The 21,981-nt window shown below is 73.9% G+C and carries 17 protein-coding genes and 1 pseudogene; 11 read left to right on the top strand and 7 right to left on the bottom strand.

Going from position 1 to position 21,981, the window contains the following annotated elements; translation table 11 throughout:
* The first annotated feature begins 276 nt into the window (after window positions 1-276).
* On the top strand, window positions 277-1,155 hold the full coding sequence (locus tag ACZ3YO_RS03860) for a LysR family transcriptional regulator (protein ID WP_465565210.1): 879 nt from the start codon (window positions 277-279) through the stop codon (window positions 1,153-1,155).
* A 76-nt stretch (window positions 1,156-1,231) separates the two neighbouring features.
* Here ACZ3YO_RS03860 and ACZ3YO_RS03855 read toward each other — a convergent pair whose 3' ends face one another.
* Together ACZ3YO_RS03855 and ACZ3YO_RS03850 are read right to left on the bottom strand one after the other, a co-directional pair.
* Window positions 1,232-2,833, bottom strand: a complete 1,602-nt coding sequence (locus ACZ3YO_RS03855) for a hypothetical protein (protein ID WP_465564442.1) — start codon at window positions 2,831-2,833, stop codon at window positions 1,232-1,234.
* A complete protein-coding gene (locus ACZ3YO_RS03850) occupies window positions 2,830-3,774 on the bottom strand; it encodes an ABC transporter ATP-binding protein (protein WP_465564440.1) in 945 nt (314 codons plus the stop codon). Before ACZ3YO_RS03850 ends, ACZ3YO_RS03855 begins: the two co-directional genes overlap by 4 nt.
* Window positions 3,775-4,146: 372 nt before the next feature.
* Here ACZ3YO_RS03850 and paaK point away from each other — a divergent pair, with 372 nt between their 5' ends.
* The 9 genes from paaK to ACZ3YO_RS03805 all read left to right on the top strand — a co-directional run bounded on the left by paaK (window position 4,147) and on the right by ACZ3YO_RS03805 (window position 12,882).
* On the top strand, window positions 4,147-5,493 hold the full coding sequence (paaK, locus tag ACZ3YO_RS03845) for a phenylacetate--CoA ligase PaaK (protein ID WP_465564437.1): 1,347 nt from the start codon (window positions 4,147-4,149) through the stop codon (window positions 5,491-5,493).
* A 118-nt stretch (window positions 5,494-5,611) separates the two neighbouring features.
* On the top strand, window positions 5,612-6,217 hold the full coding sequence (locus tag ACZ3YO_RS03840; RefSeq protein ID WP_465564434.1) for a mycothiol-dependent nitroreductase Rv2466c family protein: 606 nt from the start codon (window positions 5,612-5,614) through the stop codon (window positions 6,215-6,217).
* A 549-nt stretch (window positions 6,218-6,766) separates the two neighbouring features.
* Complete coding sequence (locus ACZ3YO_RS03835; RefSeq protein ID WP_465564432.1) at window positions 6,767-7,588, top strand: SDR family NAD(P)-dependent oxidoreductase; 822 nt, start codon at window positions 6,767-6,769, stop codon at window positions 7,586-7,588.
* A gap of 26 nt (window positions 7,589-7,614) precedes the next feature.
* Window positions 7,615-7,689 carry a 50S ribosomal protein bL37 gene (locus ACZ3YO_RS03830; RefSeq protein ID WP_465565207.1) on the top strand — a complete coding sequence of 25 codons (75 nt, stop codon included), beginning with the start codon at window positions 7,615-7,617 and terminating at the stop codon, window positions 7,687-7,689.
* A gap of 299 nt (window positions 7,690-7,988) precedes the next feature.
* Complete coding sequence (locus ACZ3YO_RS03825) at window positions 7,989-8,363, top strand: ArsR/SmtB family transcription factor (RefSeq protein WP_396323847.1); 375 nt, start codon at window positions 7,989-7,991, stop codon at window positions 8,361-8,363.
* Between the two features lie 263 nt (window positions 8,364-8,626).
* Entirely contained in the window at window positions 8,627-9,928 is a 1,302-nt protein-coding gene (locus ACZ3YO_RS03820; RefSeq protein WP_465564429.1) for an MFS transporter, read from the top strand.
* A gap of 292 nt (window positions 9,929-10,220) precedes the next feature.
* The gene (locus ACZ3YO_RS03815) at window positions 10,221-11,087 is read left to right on the top strand and encodes an SDR family NAD(P)-dependent oxidoreductase (protein ID WP_465564426.1); all 867 of its coding nucleotides are present in this window, start codon (window positions 10,221-10,223) and stop codon (window positions 11,085-11,087) included.
* 155 nt (window positions 11,088-11,242) lie between these two features.
* Window positions 11,243-12,109, top strand: a complete 867-nt coding sequence (locus ACZ3YO_RS03810; protein WP_465564424.1) for a helix-turn-helix transcriptional regulator — start codon at window positions 11,243-11,245, stop codon at window positions 12,107-12,109.
* A gap of 275 nt (window positions 12,110-12,384) precedes the next feature.
* Window positions 12,385-12,882, top strand: a complete 498-nt coding sequence (locus ACZ3YO_RS03805) for a DUF5990 family protein (protein ID WP_465564421.1) — start codon at window positions 12,385-12,387, stop codon at window positions 12,880-12,882.
* A gap of 175 nt (window positions 12,883-13,057) precedes the next feature.
* On the opposite strand, the gene ACZ3YO_RS03800 is transcribed toward ACZ3YO_RS03805, so the two are convergent.
* The gene (locus ACZ3YO_RS03800; RefSeq protein ID WP_465564418.1) at window positions 13,058-15,349 is read right to left on the bottom strand and encodes a M9 family metallopeptidase; all 2,292 of its coding nucleotides are present in this window, start codon (window positions 15,347-15,349) and stop codon (window positions 13,058-13,060) included.
* Between the two features lie 275 nt (window positions 15,350-15,624).
* Window positions 15,625-15,789: pseudogene (locus ACZ3YO_RS03795) on the bottom strand (tRNA (adenosine(37)-N6)-threonylcarbamoyltransferase complex transferase subunit TsaD); the annotation flags it as partial.
* A gap of 218 nt (window positions 15,790-16,007) precedes the next feature.
* Here ACZ3YO_RS03795 and ACZ3YO_RS03790 point away from each other — a divergent pair.
* A complete protein-coding gene (locus ACZ3YO_RS03790) occupies window positions 16,008-16,610 on the top strand; it encodes a superoxide dismutase (protein ID WP_465543791.1) in 603 nt (200 codons plus the stop codon).
* Between the two features lie 84 nt (window positions 16,611-16,694).
* Here the strand turns inward: ACZ3YO_RS03790 and meaB are convergent, their stop codons facing one another.
* The 3 genes from meaB to ACZ3YO_RS03775 are packed head-to-tail and all read right to left on the bottom strand — an operon-like array spanning window position 16,695 to window position 21,814.
* Entirely contained in the window at window positions 16,695-17,690 is a 996-nt protein-coding gene (gene meaB / locus ACZ3YO_RS03785) for a methylmalonyl Co-A mutase-associated GTPase MeaB (protein WP_465543789.1), read from the bottom strand.
* Between the two features lie 12 nt (window positions 17,691-17,702).
* Window positions 17,703-19,910 (bottom strand): methylmalonyl-CoA mutase, encoded by a 2,208-nt coding sequence (gene scpA, locus ACZ3YO_RS03780; protein WP_465564413.1) that lies wholly within the window; start codon window positions 19,908-19,910, stop codon window positions 17,703-17,705.
* Window positions 19,907-21,814 (bottom strand): methylmalonyl-CoA mutase subunit beta, encoded by a 1,908-nt coding sequence (locus ACZ3YO_RS03775; protein WP_465564410.1) that lies wholly within the window; start codon window positions 21,812-21,814, stop codon window positions 19,907-19,909. Before ACZ3YO_RS03775 ends, scpA begins: the two co-directional genes overlap by 4 nt.
* Window positions 21,815-21,981 lie beyond the last annotated feature (167 nt).

The raw sequence follows: 21,981 nt of genomic DNA, 5'->3' as shown, positions 1-21,981 counted from the left end.
GCTGGGAGCTCTTCTCTGCAGGGGGCCGGCAGGGCCCGGAGGATGGAACCGACCATAGGCCGGGTGATCAGCAGTCCACCAATGGCAGAGCCGATGGCTGCCATAGGCATTCCTATGGGTGCCGCATCGTAGGCTGGCCGGGTGAACGACCACGACCCCGCTGAGGCCGGCCTGCCCGCCGCGCCGCGTCCCGCCGCCGGGCCCGCCGGGCCGCCTCCCGAGTCTTCCGGGCCCGCCGCCCAGCTCCCCGAGTCTTCCGGGCCCGCCGACCTCAACCTGCTGCGCACCTTCCTGGCCGTCTACCGGGCCGGCTCGTTCACGGCCGCCGCCCAGGTGCTCGGCCTGTCCCAGCCCACCGTGACCACCCAGATCCGCTCGCTGGAACGGCAGGGCGGGCGCGAGCTGTTCGAGCGGCGGCCGCGCGGCGTCGCCCCGACGCCCGTCGCCGACGAGCTGGCCGCGCGGATCTCCGCACCGCTCGATGCGCTCGCGGCCGTCGCCGGAGCGGGCGCCCGGCCCGACGCGGGTGCGGAACCCGTCCACCTGGCCGGCCCCGCCGAGCTGCTCTGCACCCTCGTCCTGCCCGCCCTCGCCCCCCTGGTCGCCGACGGCATCCGGCTGCGGGTCACCGCGGGGCTCACCGACCCGTTGCTGGAGGAGCTGCGCGCGGGCCGCCACGACCTGGTGATCGCCACCTCCCGCCCGCGCGGCCGCACCCTCACCGCCGTGCCGCTGGGCGATGAGGAGTTCGTCCTGGTCGCCGCGCCCGGCTGGGCCGGCCGCCTCAACGGCCGGCTCGCCGCCGAGGGCCCGGCTGCGCTGCACGAGGTGCCGCTGGTCGCCTACGCCGAGGACCTGCCGATCGTGCGCCGCTACTGGCGCCATGTCTTCGGCCGGCGCCTCAACTGCCAGGCAGCGCTGACCGTGCCCGACCTGCGCGGGGTCGTCTCCGCGGTGGCCGCCGGAGCCGGCTTCGCGGTCGTGCCGCGCTACCTCTGCGTACCCCTGCTCGACTCCGGCGCCCTCGTCCAACTGCACGACCCCGAGGACCCTCCCATCAACACCGGCTACCTCGTCCAACGCCCCGGCACCCCGACCAACCCCCGGCTCGACCGCGTCCGTGACCACCTCCTGGTGGCCGCCCGCACCTGGTGACCCGCTCGGGCGAGCCCGGAGAGCCGTGAGCAGGGTGGCCGATGAGGCGGCTCCGCCGGCGGCACGGCCTGACCCTTCACCTCGCCTTCACCTCGCGGCGGGCCGCGTCGGCCAGGAAAGCCGTGCCCAGCAGGGCCAGTGCGACGGCGAGGACGAGCAGTGGGGCGGGGCCGGTGGGGCGGCCGTCGGTGCGGACGGCGCCCATGAAATCGAGGGCGGCGACCTGGTTGACCACCAGGTACCAGAGCGGGAGGTAGAGGGCCTGGAAGACCCGGTGGGTGCGGGAGAGCATACCGAGGGCCATCGCCAGGGAGGGGACGAAGACGGCGCCCGCGGCCCAGGCGGCCGTGCCGGCGGCGTCACCGGCGACGGCGAGGCGTATGAGCGGTGCCGCGCCCGTCACGGCGGCCAGGGCGACGCCGGAGGCCCACTCGGCCAGCAGACGACGGCGGGCGGCCGGATAGGCGCCGAGCAGGACCTCCAGGTCGTTCTCGGCATGACGGCTGCCCAGGCCCGACCAGACCAGCACCGGCCAGACCCAGAGCGCGGGCAGGACCACGCCGGTCACCGCGCCGATCGGGACGGTCAGGCCGGCCAGCGTGAGCCCGGCGGTGACCAGCCACCACCAGCGCGACACCCCGCCGGCCAGGATGCGCACCTCGCCCGCCAGTAGCCGTCCGAAGGTGCCGCCGAACGCGGGGGCGGTGCGGGGCAGCGCGACAATCGAGGGAACGGGAACGGGGGCAGGGGTGAGCGGCGCGGCCTCTCCGGCGGCCTTCCGACCGGACGACGGGGCGGCAGCGTCGGCCGGGCGGCCTCGGGCCGGGTCGAAGCGGCCGAACCAGAGCGCCGGGAGCACCACCAGCGCCACCGAGAGCAGCACCAGGAGCAGCCGCTGGAGGATGAAGCCGCCATCGAAACCGGCGCCGGCCCAGGGGAACGGCACCAGCGGTGTGTCCACCTTGGTCAGCCCGAGACTGAACTCCTCGCCCTCGACCGGGCCGGCCCCGGCGGCCAGGGCCGCCGCGCGCAGCGACTCGGCGGCCTGGCCGACGCCGAGCCCGCCGAACGGTGCGCCGGGGGACTGCCCGCCGATCGTGACGGCCAGGGCGACGAAGAACCAGACCACGTTGCCCGTCCCGCTGCGCAGCAGCGGCAGCGTCTCGAAGAGGACGGCCGCCGCGGCGGTCACCGCGAGCAGTGGGAGGGCCGTCACCACGAAGGGCGTCAGCAGCGCCACCGGGTCGATCGCGCGGTTCTCGCCCCGGACCAGCTGCATGGCCGCCGCGGTGAGCGCCAGCACGCCCAGCATCGAGCCGAGCACCAGCAGGTTGCTGAGGAACTTCGCCACCAGGTAGGCGGAGGTGCGCAGTGGGGTGGCGGCGAGGATCTGGCCGACCCCGGTCTCCTCGTCCCGGCCGATGCCCTTGCGTACGACGTAGAACCCGCCGAGGGTCAGCCAGAGCGCGCCCGCGAGGGCCGTCGCCAGCCCGACGTACGCACTGTCGTACTCGCCGCGGTAGCGGCCGACCGCCAGGATCACCCAGTGTCCGTCGACCGGTGGGACGGCCAGGTAGCCGAGCCCGACGGCAGCCAGCAGTGTGACGGCGTAGACGGGGCGCCGCACCCGGTCGCGGAAGTCGCCGGCGGCCAGGCCGGCCAGGGCGCGCGCCGTCATCGCCGCACCGCCTGCTGCCGGAGCGGGCCGCCGGGGGAGAACGGGGGCGAGGACTCGGCGCCGGCGTCAGGGCCGGGGGCGGCCTGCCGGACGATGCCCAGGTAGGCGTCCTCCAAGTCCGGTGCGGCCGGGGCGGCGTCGCCGGACGGGGCCCGGTCGGCGAGCACCCGGAGCCGGACGCCGTCCACCGTCCGGACCATCCGGCTGACCGGGTGGCGGCCCTGTACGGCGGCGGCCTCGGCCGGACTCACGAGCAACTCCCACACCCGCCCGTGGAGTTCGCCGGCCAGCTGCTCGGGGGTGCCGCGGCGCAGCAGCCGGCCGCCTGCGACGACGGCGATGTCGGCGGCGACGGACTCGATGTCCGAGACGATGTGGGTGGAGAGCAGTACCACGCGGTCGGCGGAGAGCTCGCTGAGCAGGTTGCGGAAGCGCACCCGCTCCTCCGGGTCGAGGCCCGCAGTGGGCTCGTCGACCACGATCACCCGGGGGTCGGCCAGCAGTGCCTGTGCGATGCCGACCCGGCGCAGCATGCCGCCCGAGTACGCGCCGAGCGGCCGCTTCACCGCCTCGGTGAGGTTGACCAGGGCGAGCAGCTCCTCGATCCGGGCCCGCGCCGTGCGGGCGGAGAGCCCCTTGGCGGCGGCGAGGTAGCCGAGGAACTCGCGGGAGGTCAGGTTGGGGTAGACGCCGAAGTCCTGTGGTAGGTAGCCGAGGTGACGGCGCAGTTCGTCGGGTCGGGCGAGCGCGTCGGCGCCCCGGTAGCGGAGCCCGCCGGAGGTGGGCCTGGTCACCGTGGAGACGATCCGCATCAGCGAGGACTTGCCCGCGCCGTTGGGGCCGAGCAGGCCCAGCATGCCGGGGCCCAGGTGCAGGGAGAGGCCGTCGACGGCCCGTTTCCCGCCCTTGTAGACCTTGGTGATGTCGATCAGTTCGAGCATGCGATCCGCTTTCTCGGTCGGGCCGGTGGCGACGCGGTCGAGCCTTCCGGATCGGCGGCCCGCTGCCATCTGCCGTTCGGCAGAGATGCGCGCAGGACTTTCGACAGACCCCGGGCGCCCGGCGCCCCGGTCGTTCGTCAAGGTTTCGGCGCCCGGGCCACCCCGTGCCCGGGCACCCAGGTACCCCCGCCACCCCGTACCCCCGCCACGCCCCGTCGCCCGGCCCGGTCCGTGCCCGGCGGGCCTCCGACCTGCGCGGCAACCCTTGACAGCCGGTGCGGGTGCTGGATTACTTGGCCATGCCCGAGAGCTGACCGAATGGTCGGTCGGCGCGCGGCGCAGTCGGGGCCCTCGGACGGTGGAGGAAACGCGATGACCAGCAGACCGACCGGCCCGGAGCCCGCGCGGACGCGCTTGGGCGAGCCGCTCCCGGACGAGCTGCTGGACGCCGGCGAGCGGATGACCGGCGAGGAGCTGCGGGCGCACCAGCTCACACACCTGCGCCGCACGCTGCACCACGCGTACGACAACGTCGAGCTGTACCGGCGCAAGTTCGACGCGGCCGGCGTACGGCCTGACGACTTCCGGACCCTCGCCGACCTGGCCCGCTTCCCGTTCACCACCAAGGCCGACCTGCGGGAGACCTACCCCTTCGGCATGTTCGCCGTCCCGATGGAGGAGGTCCGCCGGATCCACGCCTCCAGCGGCACCACCGGCCTGCCCACCGTGGTCGGCTACACCGAGCACGACCTCTCGGTCTGGGCCGACGTGGTCGCGCGCTCGATCCGCGCGGCCGGCGGCCGGGCCGGTCACAAGGTGCACATCGCCTACGGGTACGGGCTGTTCACCGGAGGCCTGGGCGCGCACTACGGCGCCGAGCGGGCCGGCTGCACGGTCATCCCCGCCTCGGGCGGCATGACGGCCCGGCAGGTGCAGCTGATCCGGGACTTCCGGCCCGAGATCATCATGGTCACCCCGTCCTATCTGCTCACCCTGCTCGACGAGTTCGAGAAGCAGGGCGTGGACCCGCGCGGCACGTCGCTGAAGGTCGGCATCTTCGGCGCCGAGCCGTGGACGGAGGAGATGCGCCGCGAGATCGAGGAGCGGATGGACCTCCACGCCGTCGACATCTACGGCCTCTCGGAGGTGATGGGCCCGGGCGTCGCCCAGGAGTGCGTGGAGACCAAGGACGGCCTGCACATCTGGGAGGACCACTTCTACCCCGAGGTGGTGGACCCGATCACCGACGAGGTGCTGCCCGACGGCGAGGGCGGCGAGATCGTCTTCACCTCGCTCACCAAGGAGGCCGTGCCGGTCATCCGCTACCGCACCCGCGACCTCACCCGCCTGCTGCCCGGCACCGCCCGCCCGGCGTTCCGGCGGATGGAGAAGGTCACCGGCCGCAGCGACGACATGATCATCCTGCGCGGGGTGAACGTCTTCCCCACCCAGATCGAGGAGATCCTGCTCCGCACCCCCGCCGTGGCGCCGCACTTCCAGCTGCGCCTGACCCGCCGCGGCCGGATGGACCACATGACGGTCCGCGTCGAGGCCCGCCCGGACGCCGCGCCCGAGCAGCGGGAGGCCGCCGCCGCGGCGATCGTCCGGGCGGTCAAGGACGGGGTCGGGGTGACGGTGGAGGCCGAGGTGCTGGACCCGTACAGCCTGGAGCGCTCGGTCGGCAAGATCCGCCGGATCGCGGACCTGCGCGAGGGCTGACCCGGGCGAGGGGGCTGACCCGGGCGGGCCGCGGCCGTCCCCGTGCGCCAAGTGGCCCATGGATCATGAGCCGGACTGGTCCTGTCCGGCGGACCACCCGCTCCCTAGGATCGGCGGTGTGAGCAACAAAGTCGACTTCTACTTCGATCCGATCTGCCCGTTCGCCTGGATCACCTCCCGTTGGATCCTGGAGGTCGAGCGCCACCGCGAACTCGACCTCACCTTCCGCGTGATGAGCCTCTCCGTCCTCAACGAGGGCCGCGAGGACCTCCCCGAGCGCTATCGCCGGCTGTTCGACGTCGGCTGGGGCCCGGTGCGGGTCTGCATCGCCGCCGCCGAGCAGCACGGCGAGCACGTCCTGCGCGGCCTCTACACCGCGCTCGGCACCCGCCTGCACGACCAGGACCGGGCCGTCGGCGAGACCGTCCTCCGCGAGGCCCTGGCCGAGGCGGGCCTCCCCGAGCAACTGGCCGACGCGGCCCACAGCACCGCGTACGACGGCGCGTTGCGCAAGAGCCACCACGAGGGCATGGACCCGGTGGGCGAGGAGGTCGGGACGCCCACCATGCACGTGGACGGCACCGCGTTCTTCGGCCCGGTCCTCACCGCGATCCCGCGCGGCGAGGACGCGGTGAGGGTCTTCGACGGCGTGCGGCTGCTGGCCGGACACCCGCACTTCTTCGAGCTCAAGCGCACTCGCACGGGGTCGCTCGACTTCTCCTGAGACGGCGCGGTATGAGAGGGCGCCGTATGAGATGGCGCCGTATGAGAGGGCGCCGCACCCCGGGAGAGTGAGGCGTCGTCAAGGGGGCGTCAGGGGAGCGTCAGAGCCGTGTCAGGGCGGCCGGTCGGCCTTGCCCGGGCGTCGGAGGGCGGGCTTGGATGGGGGGCGTGAACCGCTCGACACGCCACCACGACCGCCCGCCGCATCCGCGGCCCCGGGCCGTTGCCGTGGTGCCTGCCGCAGCCGCACCCATGGCCGCACCCATGGCCGCAGCCGCAGCCGCAGCCGCAGCCGCGGTCGCAGCCGCGGCAGTGGCCGCGGTCTTCACCGGCGTCCGGTAGCACCGAGCCTCCCCGCTCCGCCACCGGCTGCGCGCGCGGGCCCGGCGGCGTCTCCGCCGCGTCCGCGCCGCTCCGCGCCGTCCGCCCCCCGCCGCTGTGGGCGGGGGCGGACGCGCATCACCTCCCTCTTCGCACCGTCGGCCCCCGGCGGGCGTGCACCGTCACGCCCGCCGGCTGCCCGGCGGTGCCCGCCACCCTTGGATGGGTCATGTCCGACGCAGTTCTGTCCTCCCGCACCGCCCTGGTCACCGGGGCCTCCTCCGGCATCGGCTGGGAGAGCGCCCGCCTGCTGGCCGGGCTCGGGGCCACCGTCCTGGTACACGCCCGCACCACCGCCGAGGCCGAGTCCGCCGTCGAGCGGCTCGTCGCCGCCGGTGCCCGGCGCGACCAACTCGTCGAGCTGGCCGCCGACTTCACCCGGCTCTCGGAGGTCGCGGTGCTGGCCGGCACCGTGGTGAAGCACTACCCGGCGCTCGACCTGCTGGTCAACAACGCCGCCGTGATGGCCCCCGAGCGCTGCACCCTCACCGACGACGGCAACGAGGTCTCGCTCCAGGTCAACTTCCTCGCCGCGCACCTGCTCGCCAGGCTGCTGCGGGCCCCGCTCTCGGCGGCCGGTGACGCGCGGATCGTCAACGTCTCCTCCTCCCTTCACCGCACCGCCTCGATGAACTGGACGGACCCGCACCGAACGAAGAAGTACTCGCGGGTCGCGGCGTACGCGCAGTCCCAGCTCGCCCTGACCATGGCGACCGCCGACATGGCCCCGGCCGGCTCCGGCATCACCGCCGTCAGCCTCGACCCGGGCCTGTGCGACACCGCGCTGCTCCCGCTGTACGGCCGGGTCGGCGCGCCGCCGGCCGAGGGCGCGGCCGCCGTGGTCCGGCTCTGCCTGCCCGACGTGTCGCTGCTCAACGGCGAGTACTACGACGGCGGCGAGCTCGCCCCGACGGCCGCGGCCGCCCAGGAGGAGCGCTCGCAGAAGCGCCTCGCCAAGCTCGCCGACCAGCTCGTCGGCCGGGCTGCCTGAACCACCTACCTGCCAGGGAGAACGACATGTCCAAGCGCGCCCGTCGGAAGAAGGCCCGGCGGAAGAAGAAGGCCAACCACGGCCGCAAGCCCGGCCGGTAGCCCGGTGACCCACCCGGTGCCGCGTGCCACCGGCGCCGGGTGCACCCCGGCGGCTCCCGGTCCCGGAGCCGGGGCCGCCGCTTCGCTGTGAGGGCGCGCCACGTCCCGACGGGGCCGACCTGCTCGATCGCCCGGGCGGGGGTGGGCGCCCGGGTACGGGCCGGGTGGGTGTGCGGCTGGGGGTGCGGGCACGGCCCGGGTGCCGGGGGCGGACCGGGGGCGGACCGGGGGCGCGGATCGGCCGGTGGCACCGTGTGCGAGCGGGTGAGCCGCCACGGTGCGCCCTCTACGATGAGGCCATGAGCGGGAGCCTTCAGCTATCAGGTGCGCATCGGTCGCAGGAGCCGGACGCGGGCGAACGGCTGCGGAACGACGAGCGGCTGGACACGGCAGCCGGGATCCTCGCCCTGCTCGCCGACCGCACCCGGCTCGCGCTGATGCAGCGGCTGGGCGAGGGGGAGGCCGACGTGACGACGCTGACCGAGGCCTGCGGCGCGGCCCGGCCCTCGGTGAGCCAGCACCTGAGCAAGCTCCGGCTGGCCGGCCTGGTCACCACCCGCAAGGACGGGCGACGGGTCGTCTACGCGCTGCGGCACGGACACCTGCGCCGGCTGGTCAACGAGGCGCTGAACGTCGCGGACCATCAGATCAGCGGACTGCCGCCGCACGACTGAGCGGGCCCGGCTGCGATGGGGAGGGTCTCCAGCCGGAGCTCTTCCCCGGTCCCTTCGCGGTCCTGTTCCCCGGCGCCCTCCCCAGCCCCCTTCGCGGTCCCCTTCCCCGGCTTCTCCCTCCAATAGGTGCACACGTACGCACATGTTGTCCTATGCTGAGGCTGTCGCCCCGGCGCCTGCCGCTCCGCTGCCCGAGCTGCCACGCCGGTGCCCTGTCGTCCTGCGCGCCGCCGCCGTGCGCGCCGAGTCCGAGCGGGGTCCCCATGCTGTCCGTGCTGCGCGAGCCCACCTACCGGCACCTGTTCGCCGCCCAGGTCGTCGCCCTGGTGGGCACCGGCCTGGCGACCGTCGCCCTCGGCCTGCTCGCCTACGACCTCGCGGGGGCGGACGCCGGCTCGGTGCTCGGCACGGCGTTGGCGATCAAGATGGTCGCCTACGTCGGGATCGCGCCGGTCGTCGGCGCGATGGCCCACCGGATCCCGCGCCGCCGGCTGATGGTCGCCTCCGACCTGACCCGGGCGGCGGTCGCCGTCGCGCTGCCGTTCGTCACCACGGTCTGGCAGGTCTACCTGCTGATCTTCCTGCTCCAGTCCGCCTCGGCGGCGTTCACCCCGGCGTTCCAGTCGGTGATCCCCGAGGTGCTGCCGGCGGAACGCGACTACACCCGCGCGTTGTCGCTCTCCCGGCTCGCCTACGACCTGGAGAGTCTCGCCGGGCCGATGCTCGCGGCCGGACTGCTGGCGCTGGTCGGGTACCACTGGCTGTTCTGGGGCACCACGGCCGGTTTCCTCGCCTCGGCCGCCCTGGTCGTCTCCGCCGTCCTCCCCAAACCGGTGCCGGCCGACCGCCCCGGCGGCGTCCTGGAGCGCTCGGCCCGGGGCGTGCGCCTCTTCCTGGCCGCCCCCAGGCTGCGCGCCCTGCTCGCGCTCGACCTCGCGGTCGCCGCCGGCGGCGCCATGGTGATCGTCAACACCGTCGTCTACGTCCGTGACCAGCTCGGCCGCCCCGCCGGCGACGTCCCCCTCGCGCTCGGCGCGTACGGCGGCGGCTCGATGGCCGTCGCCCTGCTGCTGCCCCGCGTCCTGGACCGGGTGACCGACCGCGCGGTGATGCTCCCGGCGGCGTTCGGCACCGCCGGACTCCTCGGCGCGCTGGCGGCACTCGCGGTGGCCGGCCCGGACGGTACGGCCGGCTGGCGCTGGCCCGCGCTGCTCGCGCTCTGGGCCGCCTTCGGCGCCGCCGGCTCGCTGATCCTCACCCCGACCGGACGCCTCCTGCGCGACGCGGTGGGCCCGGCCGACCTGCCCGCCGTCTTCGCCGCCCAGTTCTCCCTCTCCCACGGCTGCTGGCTGCTCACCTACCCGTTGGCCGGCTGGCTCGGCGCCACCGCCGGCCTCCCGGCCGCCACGGTGACGCTGGGCGCGCTCGCGCTGGTGGCGGCCGGGGCGGCCACCCGGGTCTGGCGCCCGGCGCCCGCCCCCGAGGCCCGGACGCATCCCCGCTCCGGCGTCACCGGCCGGGCGGCGGTGGGCCGGCACCGGCACCGGAGGGCTTCGCAGGTGTAGCGGGCGCACGGGCGAGCCGGCCCGACGGCGAAGCAATCGCTGGTGGCCGCGACGGCCGCCGCCTCGCCGTCGCCGTCGCCGTGCCCGGGGCGACAGCACAGGCCCGCGGTTCCGGCGGCGTCGTCCGGCAGGGAATGGACCGCCTCGTCCGCGACGACGGCCACCCCGCCGTCCTGACCGCCACCACGGACCGGGCCGGCCTCCGAGCCCCGTGGGCCGGGAGGGTGGTCCTGGCGGACCCCGGTTCCGGCGGGCCTGGTGGGCGGGGCCGGTCGGTCGCGAAGGTGGGGGCATGACCTTTGCGAACCCGACCTCCCCGCACGAGAACAACCAGAACCCCGACGGCGCCCGCGAGTTCGACGGCCGGACGGTGCTGATCACCGGTGGCAGCGGCGGGATGGGCCTCGCCGCCGCTCGGCTGCTGCTGGCGGGCGGCGCGAGCGTGGTGATCACCGGACGCGACGAGGCCCGGCTGGCGCGCGCCGCGGCCGAACTGACCGGCGGCGGCGGCGGGCACGGCTCCCCGGCGGGCGCCGGAACCCCAACCGGCGGCGCCCCGGGCCGTGTTCTCCCCGTCCGCGCCGACGCGGCCGTGCCGGCCGAGCTGGAGCGGCTGGCGGGTGTGATCGGCGAGCGGTACGGACGGCTGGACGGGGTGTTCGCCAACGCCGGGATCGCGGCCTTCCAACCCGTCGCCGAGGCCACCGAGGCGCAGTTCGACCGCCTGATGGCCGTCAACGTCAAGGGTGTCTTCTTCACCGTTCAGCACGCGCTGCCGCTGCTCGCGGCGGCCGGCGGCGGCTCGGTCGTCCTCAACGCCTCCTGGACGGCGCACCGCGGCCTCGCCGTGGCCCCGGTGTATTCGGCCACCAAGGCCGCCGTGCAGAGCCTGGCCCGCACCTTCGGCAGCGACCTCGCCGGTCGGGGAATCCGGGTCAACTCGGTCAGCCCCGGCTACATCGTCACGGACATGTTCGAGGCAAACGTCCCCGTCGCCGACCGGGAGGCCGTCCGGGCCCGGGTGCCGCTGGGCCGGTTCGGGCAGGCCGAGGACGTCGCCGAGACGGTGGCCTTCCTGCTCTCGCCGCGCTCCTCGTACCTCACCGGCCAGGACTTCGTGATCGACGGCGGGTTGGTCTCGGCGGCCCCGGCCGGCTGAGCGGTCACCCTGCGGCCGGCGCCGCGGTGCCCGACGTGCGGCCGTGTTCGCCGTACCGGCCGGCGCCGCGGTGCTCGCCGTGCCCGCAGTGGCCTCGGCAGCCTGGTTCTGACAGGACCAGGCTGCCGAGGCCACAGGGCGGCGAGAATCCTCCTATGACCACCGCGATCAGCCTCAACGAGTTCCTGCGGAGCCGCCGTTCCCGGCTGCGGCCCGAGGACGTGGCCCTGCCGGACTTCGGCGGCCGCCGCCGGGTGGCCGGCCTGCGCCGCGAGGAGCTCGCCCAGCTCGCCGGGGTCAGCGTCGACTACTACACCCGGCTCGAACAGGGCCGGGTGCGCAACCCCTCCGACGCCGTGCTCGACGCGGTGGCCCGTGCACTGCAGCTCGACCAGGAGGAGGCCCGGCACCTGCACCGGCTCGCCCGCACCCGGGCGGACCGCCGGGCCGGGCGCACACCGTCCGCCCCGCAGCGGGTCCGGCCGATGCTGGCCCGGCTGCTGGCCGAACTGCCGGACGTCCCGGCCCTGGTGATCGGCCGGCGGATGGACGTCCTGGCCTGGAACCGCGCCGCCGCGGCCCTCCTCGGCGACTACGGCGCCCTCGCCCCGAACGAGCGGAACATCCCCCGCATCACCTTCCTCGACCCGGCCTCGCGCTCGCTCTACGCCGACTGGACCACCTGCGCCCGGGAGAGCGTCGCCTTCCTCCAACTGGAGGCCGGCCGCCGCCCCGACGATCCCCGGCTCGCCGAGCTGATCGGCGAACTCGCCATGCAGAGCGAGGAGTTCCGGCACTGGTGGGCGGAGCACCCGGTCCGCGACAAGACCTCGGGCCGCAAGGTCTTCCACCACCCGTTGGTCGGCACCCTGGAGCTGGACTACGACACACTGCGCCCGGCCTCCGACCCCGACCAGGCGCTGATCACCTACGCCGCCGAGCCCGGCACGCCGTCCGACGACGCCCTGCGCATGCTCCTCGCCTGGGGTGCCGCCCCGGTGTCCGAACGCTGCGGCCACTGAGGGGAGTCGAGCAGCAGGCGGGCGACCCGGCCCCTGGCCGACCTCGGGGCCGCGAAGGCACGGACCCGGCCCTACGGACACTGCTGCACGGGCTGGGCCGCACGGGCTGGGCCGCACGGGTCCGGCCGCCGAAGGAGCTGCGGGACCGGCCGACGCCCACGGCGGCCGGGATCACCGTCGGCGTCCTCTTCGAGATCGTCGTCGCGCTCGGCGTCGCCGCGCGGAGCAGCTGGCGCCTGCGTCCCGCAAGGGGCCGGAAGGGGCAGGATGGCAGCATGCCGAACAGCGCCCCGCCCGACAGCGGCACGCCCGACACCAGCGCGCGGAGCAGCACCGTGCGGATCAGGATCGAGGCCACCGGCCTGCCGGGGCGCAGCTGTGCTCCGGCGCCGGGCTTCCCCGGCTACGACGACATCCATGTCGCCGTCCAACGCCGGGGGAAACCGGGCGAGTTGCTCGACCCCGTCCCCGGTGACGCACCGCGCGCCGTCTGGACGCTGGAGTGCACGGCCAAGGCGGGGTCGGACCTCCTCGGCCCGTACGTCCAGGGCGGCCCGGGGGCCCGCTTCGTCTACCTGTCCTGGGTCAACGCCGACGCGGACGGCTTCACCATGTTCCGCCGCGCCAAGCTGATGCTGGACGCGGTGCCGGCCGCAACGGTCGAGGCGGCCGTCCGCAGCGGCCTGCTGGTGGCCCGGCTCGGCCTGACCGACGCCAAGGGGCACCCGCTCTGCGCCGCCGTCCGGCCGCCCCTGGTCACCTGGTCCGCCTGAGGGGGCACCCGGCTGCGATGAGGCTGCGGCCCGCCGTGATGCGTGTGCGCCTCGCCGAGGTGAAGCCGCGCCCCGCCTCAACGTGCGCGCGGCCCGCCGCGATGCGCGTGCGCCCCGCGCCGTGGCGGGCACGGGCGGGGCGCAGCATTCACAACCGAGGGCTTACTGCTACTGCCTACTGGTACTGCGTGGTGACGCTGGCGCCGCCGAAGGTCTGCTGGCCGTAGAGGCTGAAGTAGACCCAGCCGGACGGCGGGTTGGCGATGGTGAGGCTCTCGCCGTTGCCGGCGTTGGTGGACTTCGCCTGGTAGCTGCCGGTGGTGGCCCAGTTGCCGCCGCCGTAGTAGAGGTCGGCGTTTCCGCTGCCGCCGCTGCTGGTGATGGTCAGCTGCTTGACGCCGGCCGGCAGGTACAGGAAGTGGTAGCTGTAGTTGCCGGTGGTGGCCGCGAGGTTGTCACGACGGCAGTTCTTGTCGAACTGCCGGGTGTCGGCGGCGGTGCAGAGCGGGGCCTGGCTGACGGGCGGCAGGGTGCCGCAGTTGTCGGCCGCGCACGCGGTGAGCCAGGTGGCGAAGTCGGCGTCGTACTTGGTGCCGATGGTGCTCTTGAGCAGGGTGCGGGCGCCGTTCCAGTCGCCGGTGCGGTACTTGGCGAGCACCGCCTTCACGTCGTCCGGGTGCGACTGCAGCATGTAGCGCACGGCCAGGTAGCCCCACCGGTAGATCCGGTTGGAGTTGACGTTGGCGTCGGGGGTCTGGTCGTAGACGGTGTCGAAGAGCTCGCTGAGCTTGTAGGTCTTCTTGCCGGCCTCGGCGATCGCGTCGGCGTTGCGCACGTTGCGGTAGGTGTACGAGATGTACTCGGCGACGCCCTCGACCCACCAGATGGTCGGGGTGGTCATGCCGGCGTCGAAGTCGCCGTACATGTTGTAGCGGCCGTCGAGGTAGTGGGTGTACTCGTGGTTGAGGTTCCAGATCTGGAAGTCCGGGCGCAGCCAGCTGGCCTCGTGGGCGATGAAGCGGGCCTGGTTGCCGACCTTGGCCGGGTTGCCCTCCTCGTACATGCCGCCGTTGTCGACGGCGATGCCGTACATCGATCCGGCGTAGAGGCTGTACTCGTAGTAGTCGTCGAAGACGACGACCTCCAGGTTGGTGTTGACGTCACCCGGGATCGCGCCGTTGTCCTGGATCACCTTGTGGAACAGGGCGTCCTCGTTGATCAGGCTGGTGCAGGTGTCCGCCAGCTGCTGCGCGGTCATCTCCTGGGCGCGGACGCGCAGGTTGGCGTTGCAGGTGCGCTCGTTGGTGAGCACCAGCGGGGGGAGCCGGGTGGGCAGGTCGCAGAGGCCGTAGACGGAGCAGTTGCCCTTGTCCTTGTTCTCCGTGAACCAGACCAGGTTCATGGTGAGCGGGGCGGTGGCGCCGACCAGCGGGTAGCGGCTGACCAGGTCCTTGACGATCGGGCGGCCCTGGGCCCTGAGCTCGTCGTGGGCGACGAGGTTGCCGATCTGGATGCCGATCGAGGTGACCATGTCGCCGCCGTTGATCAGCGAGGCGTTCCGCGTCACGAACGAGGACATGGTGGTGGCGAAGCCGGGATCGGCCTGGAGGGCGGGGATGAAGCCGTCCCGGTCGAAGCCGTTCTCGATGACCGTCTCGGTGTTGGCGACGGCCGTGGTCATCGAACTGGGCCAGCTGGTGGTGTAGTCGGCGAGCAGCCGCTTCACGACGCCGGTGTAGCGGCCGTTCTCGTAGGCGCTGTCGATCAGGGTGACGGCCTCGGCGAGGGTGTCGCCGTTGGCCTGGGTGACGTCCTTGCTGTGCGGGGCGGCGTAGAAGGCGTCGAGCCCGCCGCGGATCGCGGTCTGCAGCGTGCTGCCGTACTGGCCGACGTCGTTGGGGTACTTCCACTGCACGTAGTAGCCGGCGCGCAGGAAGAGCACCAACTGCCCGACGGAGGTGGAGTTGTCACCCGGGTAGCCGGCGGAGGCGTCGCGCAGGCCGTTGGCGACGGTGGCCATCTGGGCCTCGCGGAACGCCCTGGTCGCGTCGGTACCGGTGAGCAGGAAGAGCGAGTTGATGCAGTCGAGGCTCGCGGCCTTGACGTTGGCGACCAGCGCGCTGCCCGTGGCGTTGGTGAAGGCGGAGGTGTCGCAGCCGTTGGCCGCGGCGGCGGCCGAGAACTGCTTGGCGGCCTTGGCCGGCGTGCCGGCGGCGGCCGCCTTCGGGGTGCCGGCGGTGCCGTCGGTCTCCGAGGCGAGCGGACGGCCTCCCGTCGTGGCCTCGGGGGACTTGGGGACCGGGATCGCCCGCGGGGCTGCGGCCTTGGCGGCCGGCGCGGCGGCGGACGCCTGACCGATCGGGGCGGCCTGGCTCTGCGGTGCGAACAGGCCGAGCGCGATGAAGAACGCGGCGCCGAGCGCCGGTACCCTTCGCGCCTGGGCCTTGGATATCCGGAAGGGACGCATCTGTGGGGGCCTCCGGGGCCGTTCGGGGTCGCGTGTTGGGGGCGCGACCGCTCGATGTGTGACATGTAAAATGGCACATGGCGCATTGCGACGGGAAGGCCTCGGGCGGGATTGATCGCGACCGCAACCGAAACGTTGTCAGGAACCCGCCGGCCGACGGACTCCAGCCCACAGGCCTGCGGACCCCCGACCGGCGAACCGGCCCTCCCGCAGTCCCGTCGTCCAGTCACCCCGCCGTCTCGCAGACCGGCAGTCGGCCGCCGCCACGCCGCGCCGGCCCGCACGGAGGCGAGCGGCGTCAGCGCCGCGTACTCCAGCGGCGCCGAGGGGTCGATCGACAGGTCCGCCGGCGCCGGCGCCGCACCCGAGCGGACCAGCAGGTTGCCGATGGCGGCGACCATGGCGCCGTTGTCCGTGCAGAGCCGCGGCGGCGGCGCCCGCGCCGGTCTCGTCGCAGGAGGGCTCGATTCCCAGCGCCACCGGCGATCCGGTCACGGTCACTCACCCTCATCGGTCATTACGCGTGCGTGCGACCATTGTGCCCGACGGGGTGTGAGGAATATGCAGGAGCCCATACTTCGTTTCTGCAACTGATACGCAATAGTGTGTTTCCGGCACGATCGTCATCGTTCAACCCGCCGAAAGGGGCCGTGTCCTGATGGGCACCTACTCGCTTCCCGACCTGCCGTACGACTACTCCGCACTCGAGCGGGCGATGTCCCCCGAGATCCTGGAGCTGCACCACTCCAAGCACCACGCCGCCTACGTCAAGGGCGCGAACGACACCCTGGACCAGCTCGCCGAGGCGCGCGACAAGGAGCAGTTCGGCGGCCTGGTCGGCCTGCAGAAGACCTTCGCCTTCCACCTGTCCGGCCACGTGCTGCACTCGCTCTTCTGGGAGAACCTCTCCCCGGAGGGCGGCGACCGCCCCGAGGGCGCCCTCGCCGACGCCATCACCGAGCACTTCGGCAGCTTCGAGGCCTTCCGCAAGCAGCTCACCACCGCCACCACCGGCGTCCAGGGCTCCGGCTGGGGCATCCTCTCCTGGGAGCCGCTCGGCAAGCGCCTGATCGTCGAGCAGGTCTACGACCACCACGGCAACGTCGGCCAGGGCACCACCCCGCTGCTGGCCTTCGACGCCTGGGAGCACGCGTACTACCTGCAGTACCGCAACGTCCGCCCGGACTACGTCGAGAAGCTCTGGGACGTCGTCAACTGGCAGGACGTGTCGCAGCGCTTCGCCGCCGTCACCGCCGCCTGACGCGGGCAGGGCAGCGGAACGGCCCCGGACCGCGAGGTCCGGGGCCGTTCTCCGTTCATCTGCGTGCCCCCGCCGGCGTGACCGTCAGGACGAGGGGCCGAAGAAGCCGTCCAGGATCTGCTGGGCGGCCGACCCCGCCGGGAGGGTGCCCGCGCGGACCTGCTGCTCCAGCCCGGGGGCGAGGCGCTGGACCTCGGGGTGGGCGTGCAGGCGGGCGAAGAGCTGGTCGTGGACCATCGCCCACGTCCACTCGACCTGCTGGTCGCGGCGCTTCGCCGTCAGGGCGCCGGTCGCGTCGAGCACCTTGCGGTGCTGCTGCAGCCGTTCCCACAGCACGTCGAGCCCGCTGCCGTCGCGGCCGCTGCAGGTGAGCACCGGCGGCGTCCACGGCGCGTCCGGCGCCTGCAACAGCCGCAGCGCGCCCGCCAGTTCGCGGGCGGCGGCCTTGGCGTCGGTCTCGTGCGGGCCGTCGGCCTTGTTGACGGCGATCACGTCGGCGAGTTCCAGCACGCCCTTCTTGATGCCCTGGAGCTGGTCACCGGTGCGGGCCAGTGAGAGCAGCAGGAAGGAGTCGACCATGCCGGCCACCGTGGTCTCCGACTGCCCGACGCCGACCGTCTCGATCAGCACGACGTCGTGGCCGGCGGCCTCCATCACCACCATCGACTCGCGGGTGGCCCGGGCCACGCCGCCGAGTGTGCCGGAGGTGGGGGAGGGGCGGACGAAGGCGTTCGGGTCGACGGCGAGGCGCTCCATCCGGGTCTTGTCGCCCAGGATGGAGCCGCCGGTGCGGCTGGACGTCGGGTCGACGGCCAGCACCGCGACGCGGTGGCCGAGGCCGGTGAGCATGGTGCCGAACGCGTCGATGAAAGTCGACTTGCCGACACCGGGGACGCCGGTGATGCCCACCCGGACCGCCCCGCCCGCGTGCGGCAGCAGCATGGTGAGCAGCTGCTGCGCCAGCGCGCGGTGGTCGGGCCGGGTGGACTCGACGAGGGTGATGGCCCGCGCGATGTAAGCGCGCGAGCCTTCCCGCACCCCCTGGGCGTACTGGTCGAGGTCGATCGTCCGGGGCGCCATCGGCTCAGCGCCTCAGAGCTCGTGGCCGAGGTCGGCGGCCAGCGACTTGAGCAGGTCGTAGGCGGCGTCCGGGATCACCGTGCCGGGAGGGAAGACCGCCGCGGCGCCCGCCTCGTACAGGGCGTCGAAGTCGCCCGGGGGGATGACCCCGCCGACCACGATGGTGATGTCCTCCCGGCCGGCCTCGGCCAGCTCGGTGCGCAGGGCCGGCACCAGGGTGAGGTGTCCGGCGGCCAGCGAGGAGACGCCGACGATGTGGACGTCCGCCTCGACGGCCTGGCGGGCCACCTCGGCGGGGGTCTGGAACAGCGGGCCGACGTCCACCGTGAAGCCGAGGTCGGCGAAGGCGGTGGCGATCACCTTCTGGCCGCGGTCGTGGCCGTCCTGGCCCATCTTGGCGACCAGGATGCGCGGCCGCCGGCCCTCGGCCTGCTCGAACCGCTCCACCAGGTCGCGGGTGCGCTGGAGCGGGGCCGACGCCCCGGCTTCGTCTCGGTACACACCCGAGATGGTACGGATCTGGCCCGAGTGCCGGCCGTACACCTTCTCCAGGGCGTCCGAGATCTCGCCGACGGTGGCCATGGCCCGGGCCGCGTTCACCGCCAGGTGGAGCAGGTTGCCGTCCAGCGAACCGCCGCGCTGCGGACCGGCCTCGGCGGCCCGGGTCAGCGCGTGCAGCGCGGCCTGGGTGGCGCCCTCGTCGCGCTCGTCGCGCAGGCGGCGCAGCTTCTCGATCTGGCGGGCGCGCACCGAGGAGTTGTCGACCTTGAGCACGTCGATCTGCTCGTCGCTCTCCACCCGGTACTTGTTGACGCCGATCACCGGCTGGCGGCCGGAGTCGATCCGGGCCTGGGTGCGGGCCGCGGCCTCCTCCACGCGCAGCTTGGGGATGCCCGCGTCGATCGCCTTGGCCATGCCGCCGGCCGCCTCCACCTCCTGGATGTGCTGCCAGGCGCGGCGGGCCAGGTCGTGGGTGAGCTTCTCGACGTACGCGGAGCCGCCCCACGGGTCGATGACCCGGCAGGTGCCGGACTCCTGCTGGAGCAGCAGCTGGGTGTTGCGGGCGATCCGGGCCGAGAAGTCGGTCGGCAGCGCCAGCGCCTCGTCGAGGGCGTTGGTGTGCAGCGACTGGGTGTGCCCCTGGGTCGCGGCCATCGCCTCCACACAGGTACGGGTGACGTTGTTGAACACGTCCTGTGCGGTCAGCGACCAGCCGGACGTCTGCGAATGGGTGCGCAGCGACAGCGACTTGGCGTTCTTCGGGTCGAACTGCCTGACCAGCTTGGCCCAGAGCAGCCGGGCCGCGCGCAGCTTGGCGACCTCCATGAAGAAGTTCATGCCGATCGCCCAGAAGAACGACAGCCGCGGCGCGAAGGCGTCCACGTCCAGCCCGACGTCGAGCCCGGCCCGCAGGTACTCGACGCCGTCGGCCAGCGTGTAGGCCAGCTCCAGGTCGGCCGTGGCCCCGGCCTCCTGGATGTGGTAGCCGGAGATGGAGATCGAGTTGTACCGCGGCATCTTCTGCGAGGTGTACGCGAAGATGTCCGAGATGATCCGCATCGACGGCTGCGGCGGGTAGATGTAGGTGTTGCGGACCATGAACTCCTTGAGGATGTCGTTCTGGATGGTCCCTGCGAGCTTCTCCGGCGGCACCCCCTGCTCCTCGGCCGCCACGATGTACAGCGCCAGGACGGGCAGCACCGCGCCGTTCATGGTCATCGACACCGACATCTTGTCCAGCGGGATGCCGTCGAAGAGCTGGCGCATGTCGTAGATGGAGTCGATCGCCACGCCCGCCATGCCGACGTCGCCGGTCACCCGCGGGTGGTCGCTGTCGTAGCCGCGGTGGGTCGGCAGGTCGAAGGCGACCGAGAGGCCCTTCTGGCCGGCCGCCAGGTTGCGGCGGTAGAAGGCGTTGGACTCCTCGGCGGTGGAGAACCCGGCGTACTGCCGGACCGTCCACGGCTGGTTGACGTACATCGTCGGGTAGGGGCCGCGCAGGTACGGGGCGACGCCGGGGTAGGTGCCCAGGAAGTCCAGGCCGGCCAGGTCGTCCGCGGTGTACAGCGGCTTGACGCCGATGCCCTCGGGGGTGTCCCAGCGCAGCTCGTCGACGTCCTTGCCGGTGGCCTGGCGCCATGCGGCCTGCCAGCTCTCGTCGGTGACGTCCCGGGCGGCGTCGCCGTCCAGCCCGATTCCGGTGAAGTCGGGGATCATCACGCCACCTTGCTCTCGTCGGCGATGTTCTCGTCGGTGATCTCGTCCAGCAGGCCGGTCAGCGTGGCGACGGCGTCGCCGCCCGCCGCCACGAAGCCGTCCACGCCCGCCGCCTCGTAGGCCGCGCGCTGCTCGCCGGGACGCCCGGCCAGCAGCACCCGGCGCGCGCCCGCCGCCTTGAGGGCGGCCGCGACGGCCTCGGCGTGCTCGCCGTACAGCGCGTCGCTGGAGCACAGGCACGCGGCCGTGGCACCGGAGGCGGCGAAGGCCTCGGCGAACGCGGCCGGGTCGACGGACTCCAGCGAGGTCGTCGCGATGCCGCCGGCCTGGAACAGGTTGGCGGCGAAGGTGGTGCGCGCGGTGTGCGCGGCGGCCGTGCCGATCGAGGCCAGGAACAGCGTGGGACGGGACCCGGTGGCGGCCAGGACCGCGTCCGAGCGGTCCCGCAGCGCCTCGTACGCCTCGGCGCGGCGCACCTGCGGCAGCCCGCCGCCCGGAGCGGCCGGGGCCGGCTCGCGGACCAGCGGCTGCTCGCCCAGGTGCGGGAACTCACTGACGCCGGTGACCGGTTCGCGCCGCTTGGCGAGCCGGACGGACCGCTCCGCCCAGGTCGCGGCGATCCGCTCGCCGACCAGCCCGTCGGTGAGGGCGGCCAGCTGGCCGCCGGCCCGCTCGATCTCCTGGAACCAGGCCCAGGCGGCCTGCGCCAGCTCCTCGCTCAGCTGCTCGACGTACCAGGAGCCGCCGGCCGGGTCGATCACCCGGGCCAGGTGGGACTCCTCCAGCAGGATCGACTGGGTGTTGCGGGCGATCCGGCGGGCGAAGGCGTCCGGCAGGCCGAGCGCACTGTCGAAGGGCAGCACGGTGACGGCGTCGGCGCCGCCGACCCCCGCGGCCAGGCAGGCCACGGTGGTGCGCAGCATGTTCACCCACGGGTCGCGGGCGGTCATCATCACCCGGGAGGTGACGGCGTGCTGGCGCTGCGCCGAGGCCTCCGCGGACGCCCCCGACACCTCGGCGACGCGGGCCCAGAGGCGGCGCGCGGCACGGAACTTGGCGATCGTCAGGAACTGGTCGGCGTCCGCCGCGTAGCGGAACTCCAGCTGGCCGAGCGCGGCGTCCACCGACAGCCCGGCGGCGGTCAGCGCCCGCAGGTAGGCGACGCCGGTGGCGAGCGAGCAGCCCAGCTCCTGGGCGGGGGAGGCGCCGGCCTCGTGGTACGGCAGGGCGTCGACGGTCAGGGCCCGGACGCCCGGGTACGCGGCGGCGCAGCGGGCGGCCAGTGCGGTGGCCTCGGCGAGCAGCGCGGGGGTGCGGTCGGCCTGGCCGGTACGGGCCTGGAGGCCCAGCGGGTCGGCGCCGAGGTTGCCGGCGGCGGCGCCGGGGGAGACCTCGCGCTCCTCGTACAGCTTGAACAACTGCTCGGCGGCGTCCGTGAATTCGGGGCCGGCGTCGAGCGCCACGGCGGCCAGGTCCAGGTACACCCCGGTCAGCGCCTCGGGCAGGGCGGTCACCGGGAGGCCCTCGCCGCCCAGCTCCAGCCAGATCGAGCCGACGCCGTGCTCCAGGTCGGCCAGGACGGCCTCGTTGGTGCGCCGGCGGTCCGGGTCGGCGTGTCGCTGGCGGACGTCCCACCCGGCGACGACCGAGCCCTGCGGCCTGCCGCCGCGCACGAACGGCGGGAAGCCCGGGTAGCCGGGCTCGGCCGCGGTGTCCTCGGCGGTGTACAGCGGGCGGGCGCGCAGGCCGTCCTGGAGGCCGGTGGTGAGCGCCTGCTCGGCGGCGGCGCCGTCCTCGGGCTGGGCACCGGACTTGCGCAGCACACCCTCGACGAGCTGCTGCCACTGCTCACGGTGCGCGGCCGGGAACTCGGCAGCGAGGGGGAGCCCTTCGGGCGGGACCTTCATGACCGCAGGTTAGCGCCCGTTAGCGAGGGCGCAGGAGGGGAGGCGCGTGTGACCTTTCCCTCGATTTAGCGAAGCCTCAGCACTCCGGGCGGCGAGGAGTGCCGCGGGACGTGGCACCCGAGGTCAGGGCCGGTGTCGCGGGTGGCGGCACCCGTGGTCGACGCCGG

This window comes from Kitasatospora sp. NPDC022785 (assembly GCF_055561295.1).
The sequence above is the reverse complement of the archived record's forward strand: the minus strand, read 5'-3'. Positions and strand labels throughout refer to the sequence as shown.

Bases quoted from the DNA above. Each gene is read 5' to 3' on its own strand.
- ACZ3YO_RS03855 (WP_465564442.1), bottom strand. From the start codon at position 2,833: ATGACGGCGCGCGCCCTGGCCGGCCTGGCCGCCGGCGACTTCCGCGAC.
- ACZ3YO_RS03850 (WP_465564440.1), bottom strand. From the start codon at position 3,774: ATGCTCGAACTGATCGACATCACCAAGGTCTACAAGGGCGGGAAACGG.
- paaK (WP_465564437.1), top strand. From the start codon at position 4,147: ATGACCAGCAGACCGACCGGCCCGGAGCCCGCGCGGACGCGCTTGGGC.
- ACZ3YO_RS03835 (WP_465564432.1), top strand. From the start codon at position 6,767: ATGTCCGACGCAGTTCTGTCCTCCCGCACCGCCCTGGTCACCGGGGCC.
- ACZ3YO_RS03825 (WP_396323847.1), top strand. From the start codon at position 7,989: ATGAGCGGGAGCCTTCAGCTATCAGGTGCGCATCGGTCGCAGGAGCCG.
- ACZ3YO_RS03820 (WP_465564429.1), top strand. From the start codon at position 8,627: ATGCTGTCCGTGCTGCGCGAGCCCACCTACCGGCACCTGTTCGCCGCC.
- ACZ3YO_RS03815 (WP_465564426.1), top strand. From the start codon at position 10,221: ATGACCTTTGCGAACCCGACCTCCCCGCACGAGAACAACCAGAACCCC.
- ACZ3YO_RS03810 (WP_465564424.1), top strand. From the start codon at position 11,243: ATGACCACCGCGATCAGCCTCAACGAGTTCCTGCGGAGCCGCCGTTCC.
- ACZ3YO_RS03805 (WP_465564421.1), top strand. From the start codon at position 12,385: ATGCCGAACAGCGCCCCGCCCGACAGCGGCACGCCCGACACCAGCGCG.
- ACZ3YO_RS03800 (WP_465564418.1), bottom strand. From the start codon at position 15,349: ATGCGTCCCTTCCGGATATCCAAGGCCCAGGCGCGAAGGGTACCGGCG.
- ACZ3YO_RS03790 (WP_465543791.1), top strand. From the start codon at position 16,008: ATGGGCACCTACTCGCTTCCCGACCTGCCGTACGACTACTCCGCACTC.
- meaB (WP_465543789.1), bottom strand. From the start codon at position 17,690: ATGGCGCCCCGGACGATCGACCTCGACCAGTACGCCCAGGGGGTGCGG.
- ACZ3YO_RS03775 (WP_465564410.1), bottom strand. From the start codon at position 21,814: ATGAAGGTCCCGCCCGAAGGGCTCCCCCTCGCTGCCGAGTTCCCGGCC.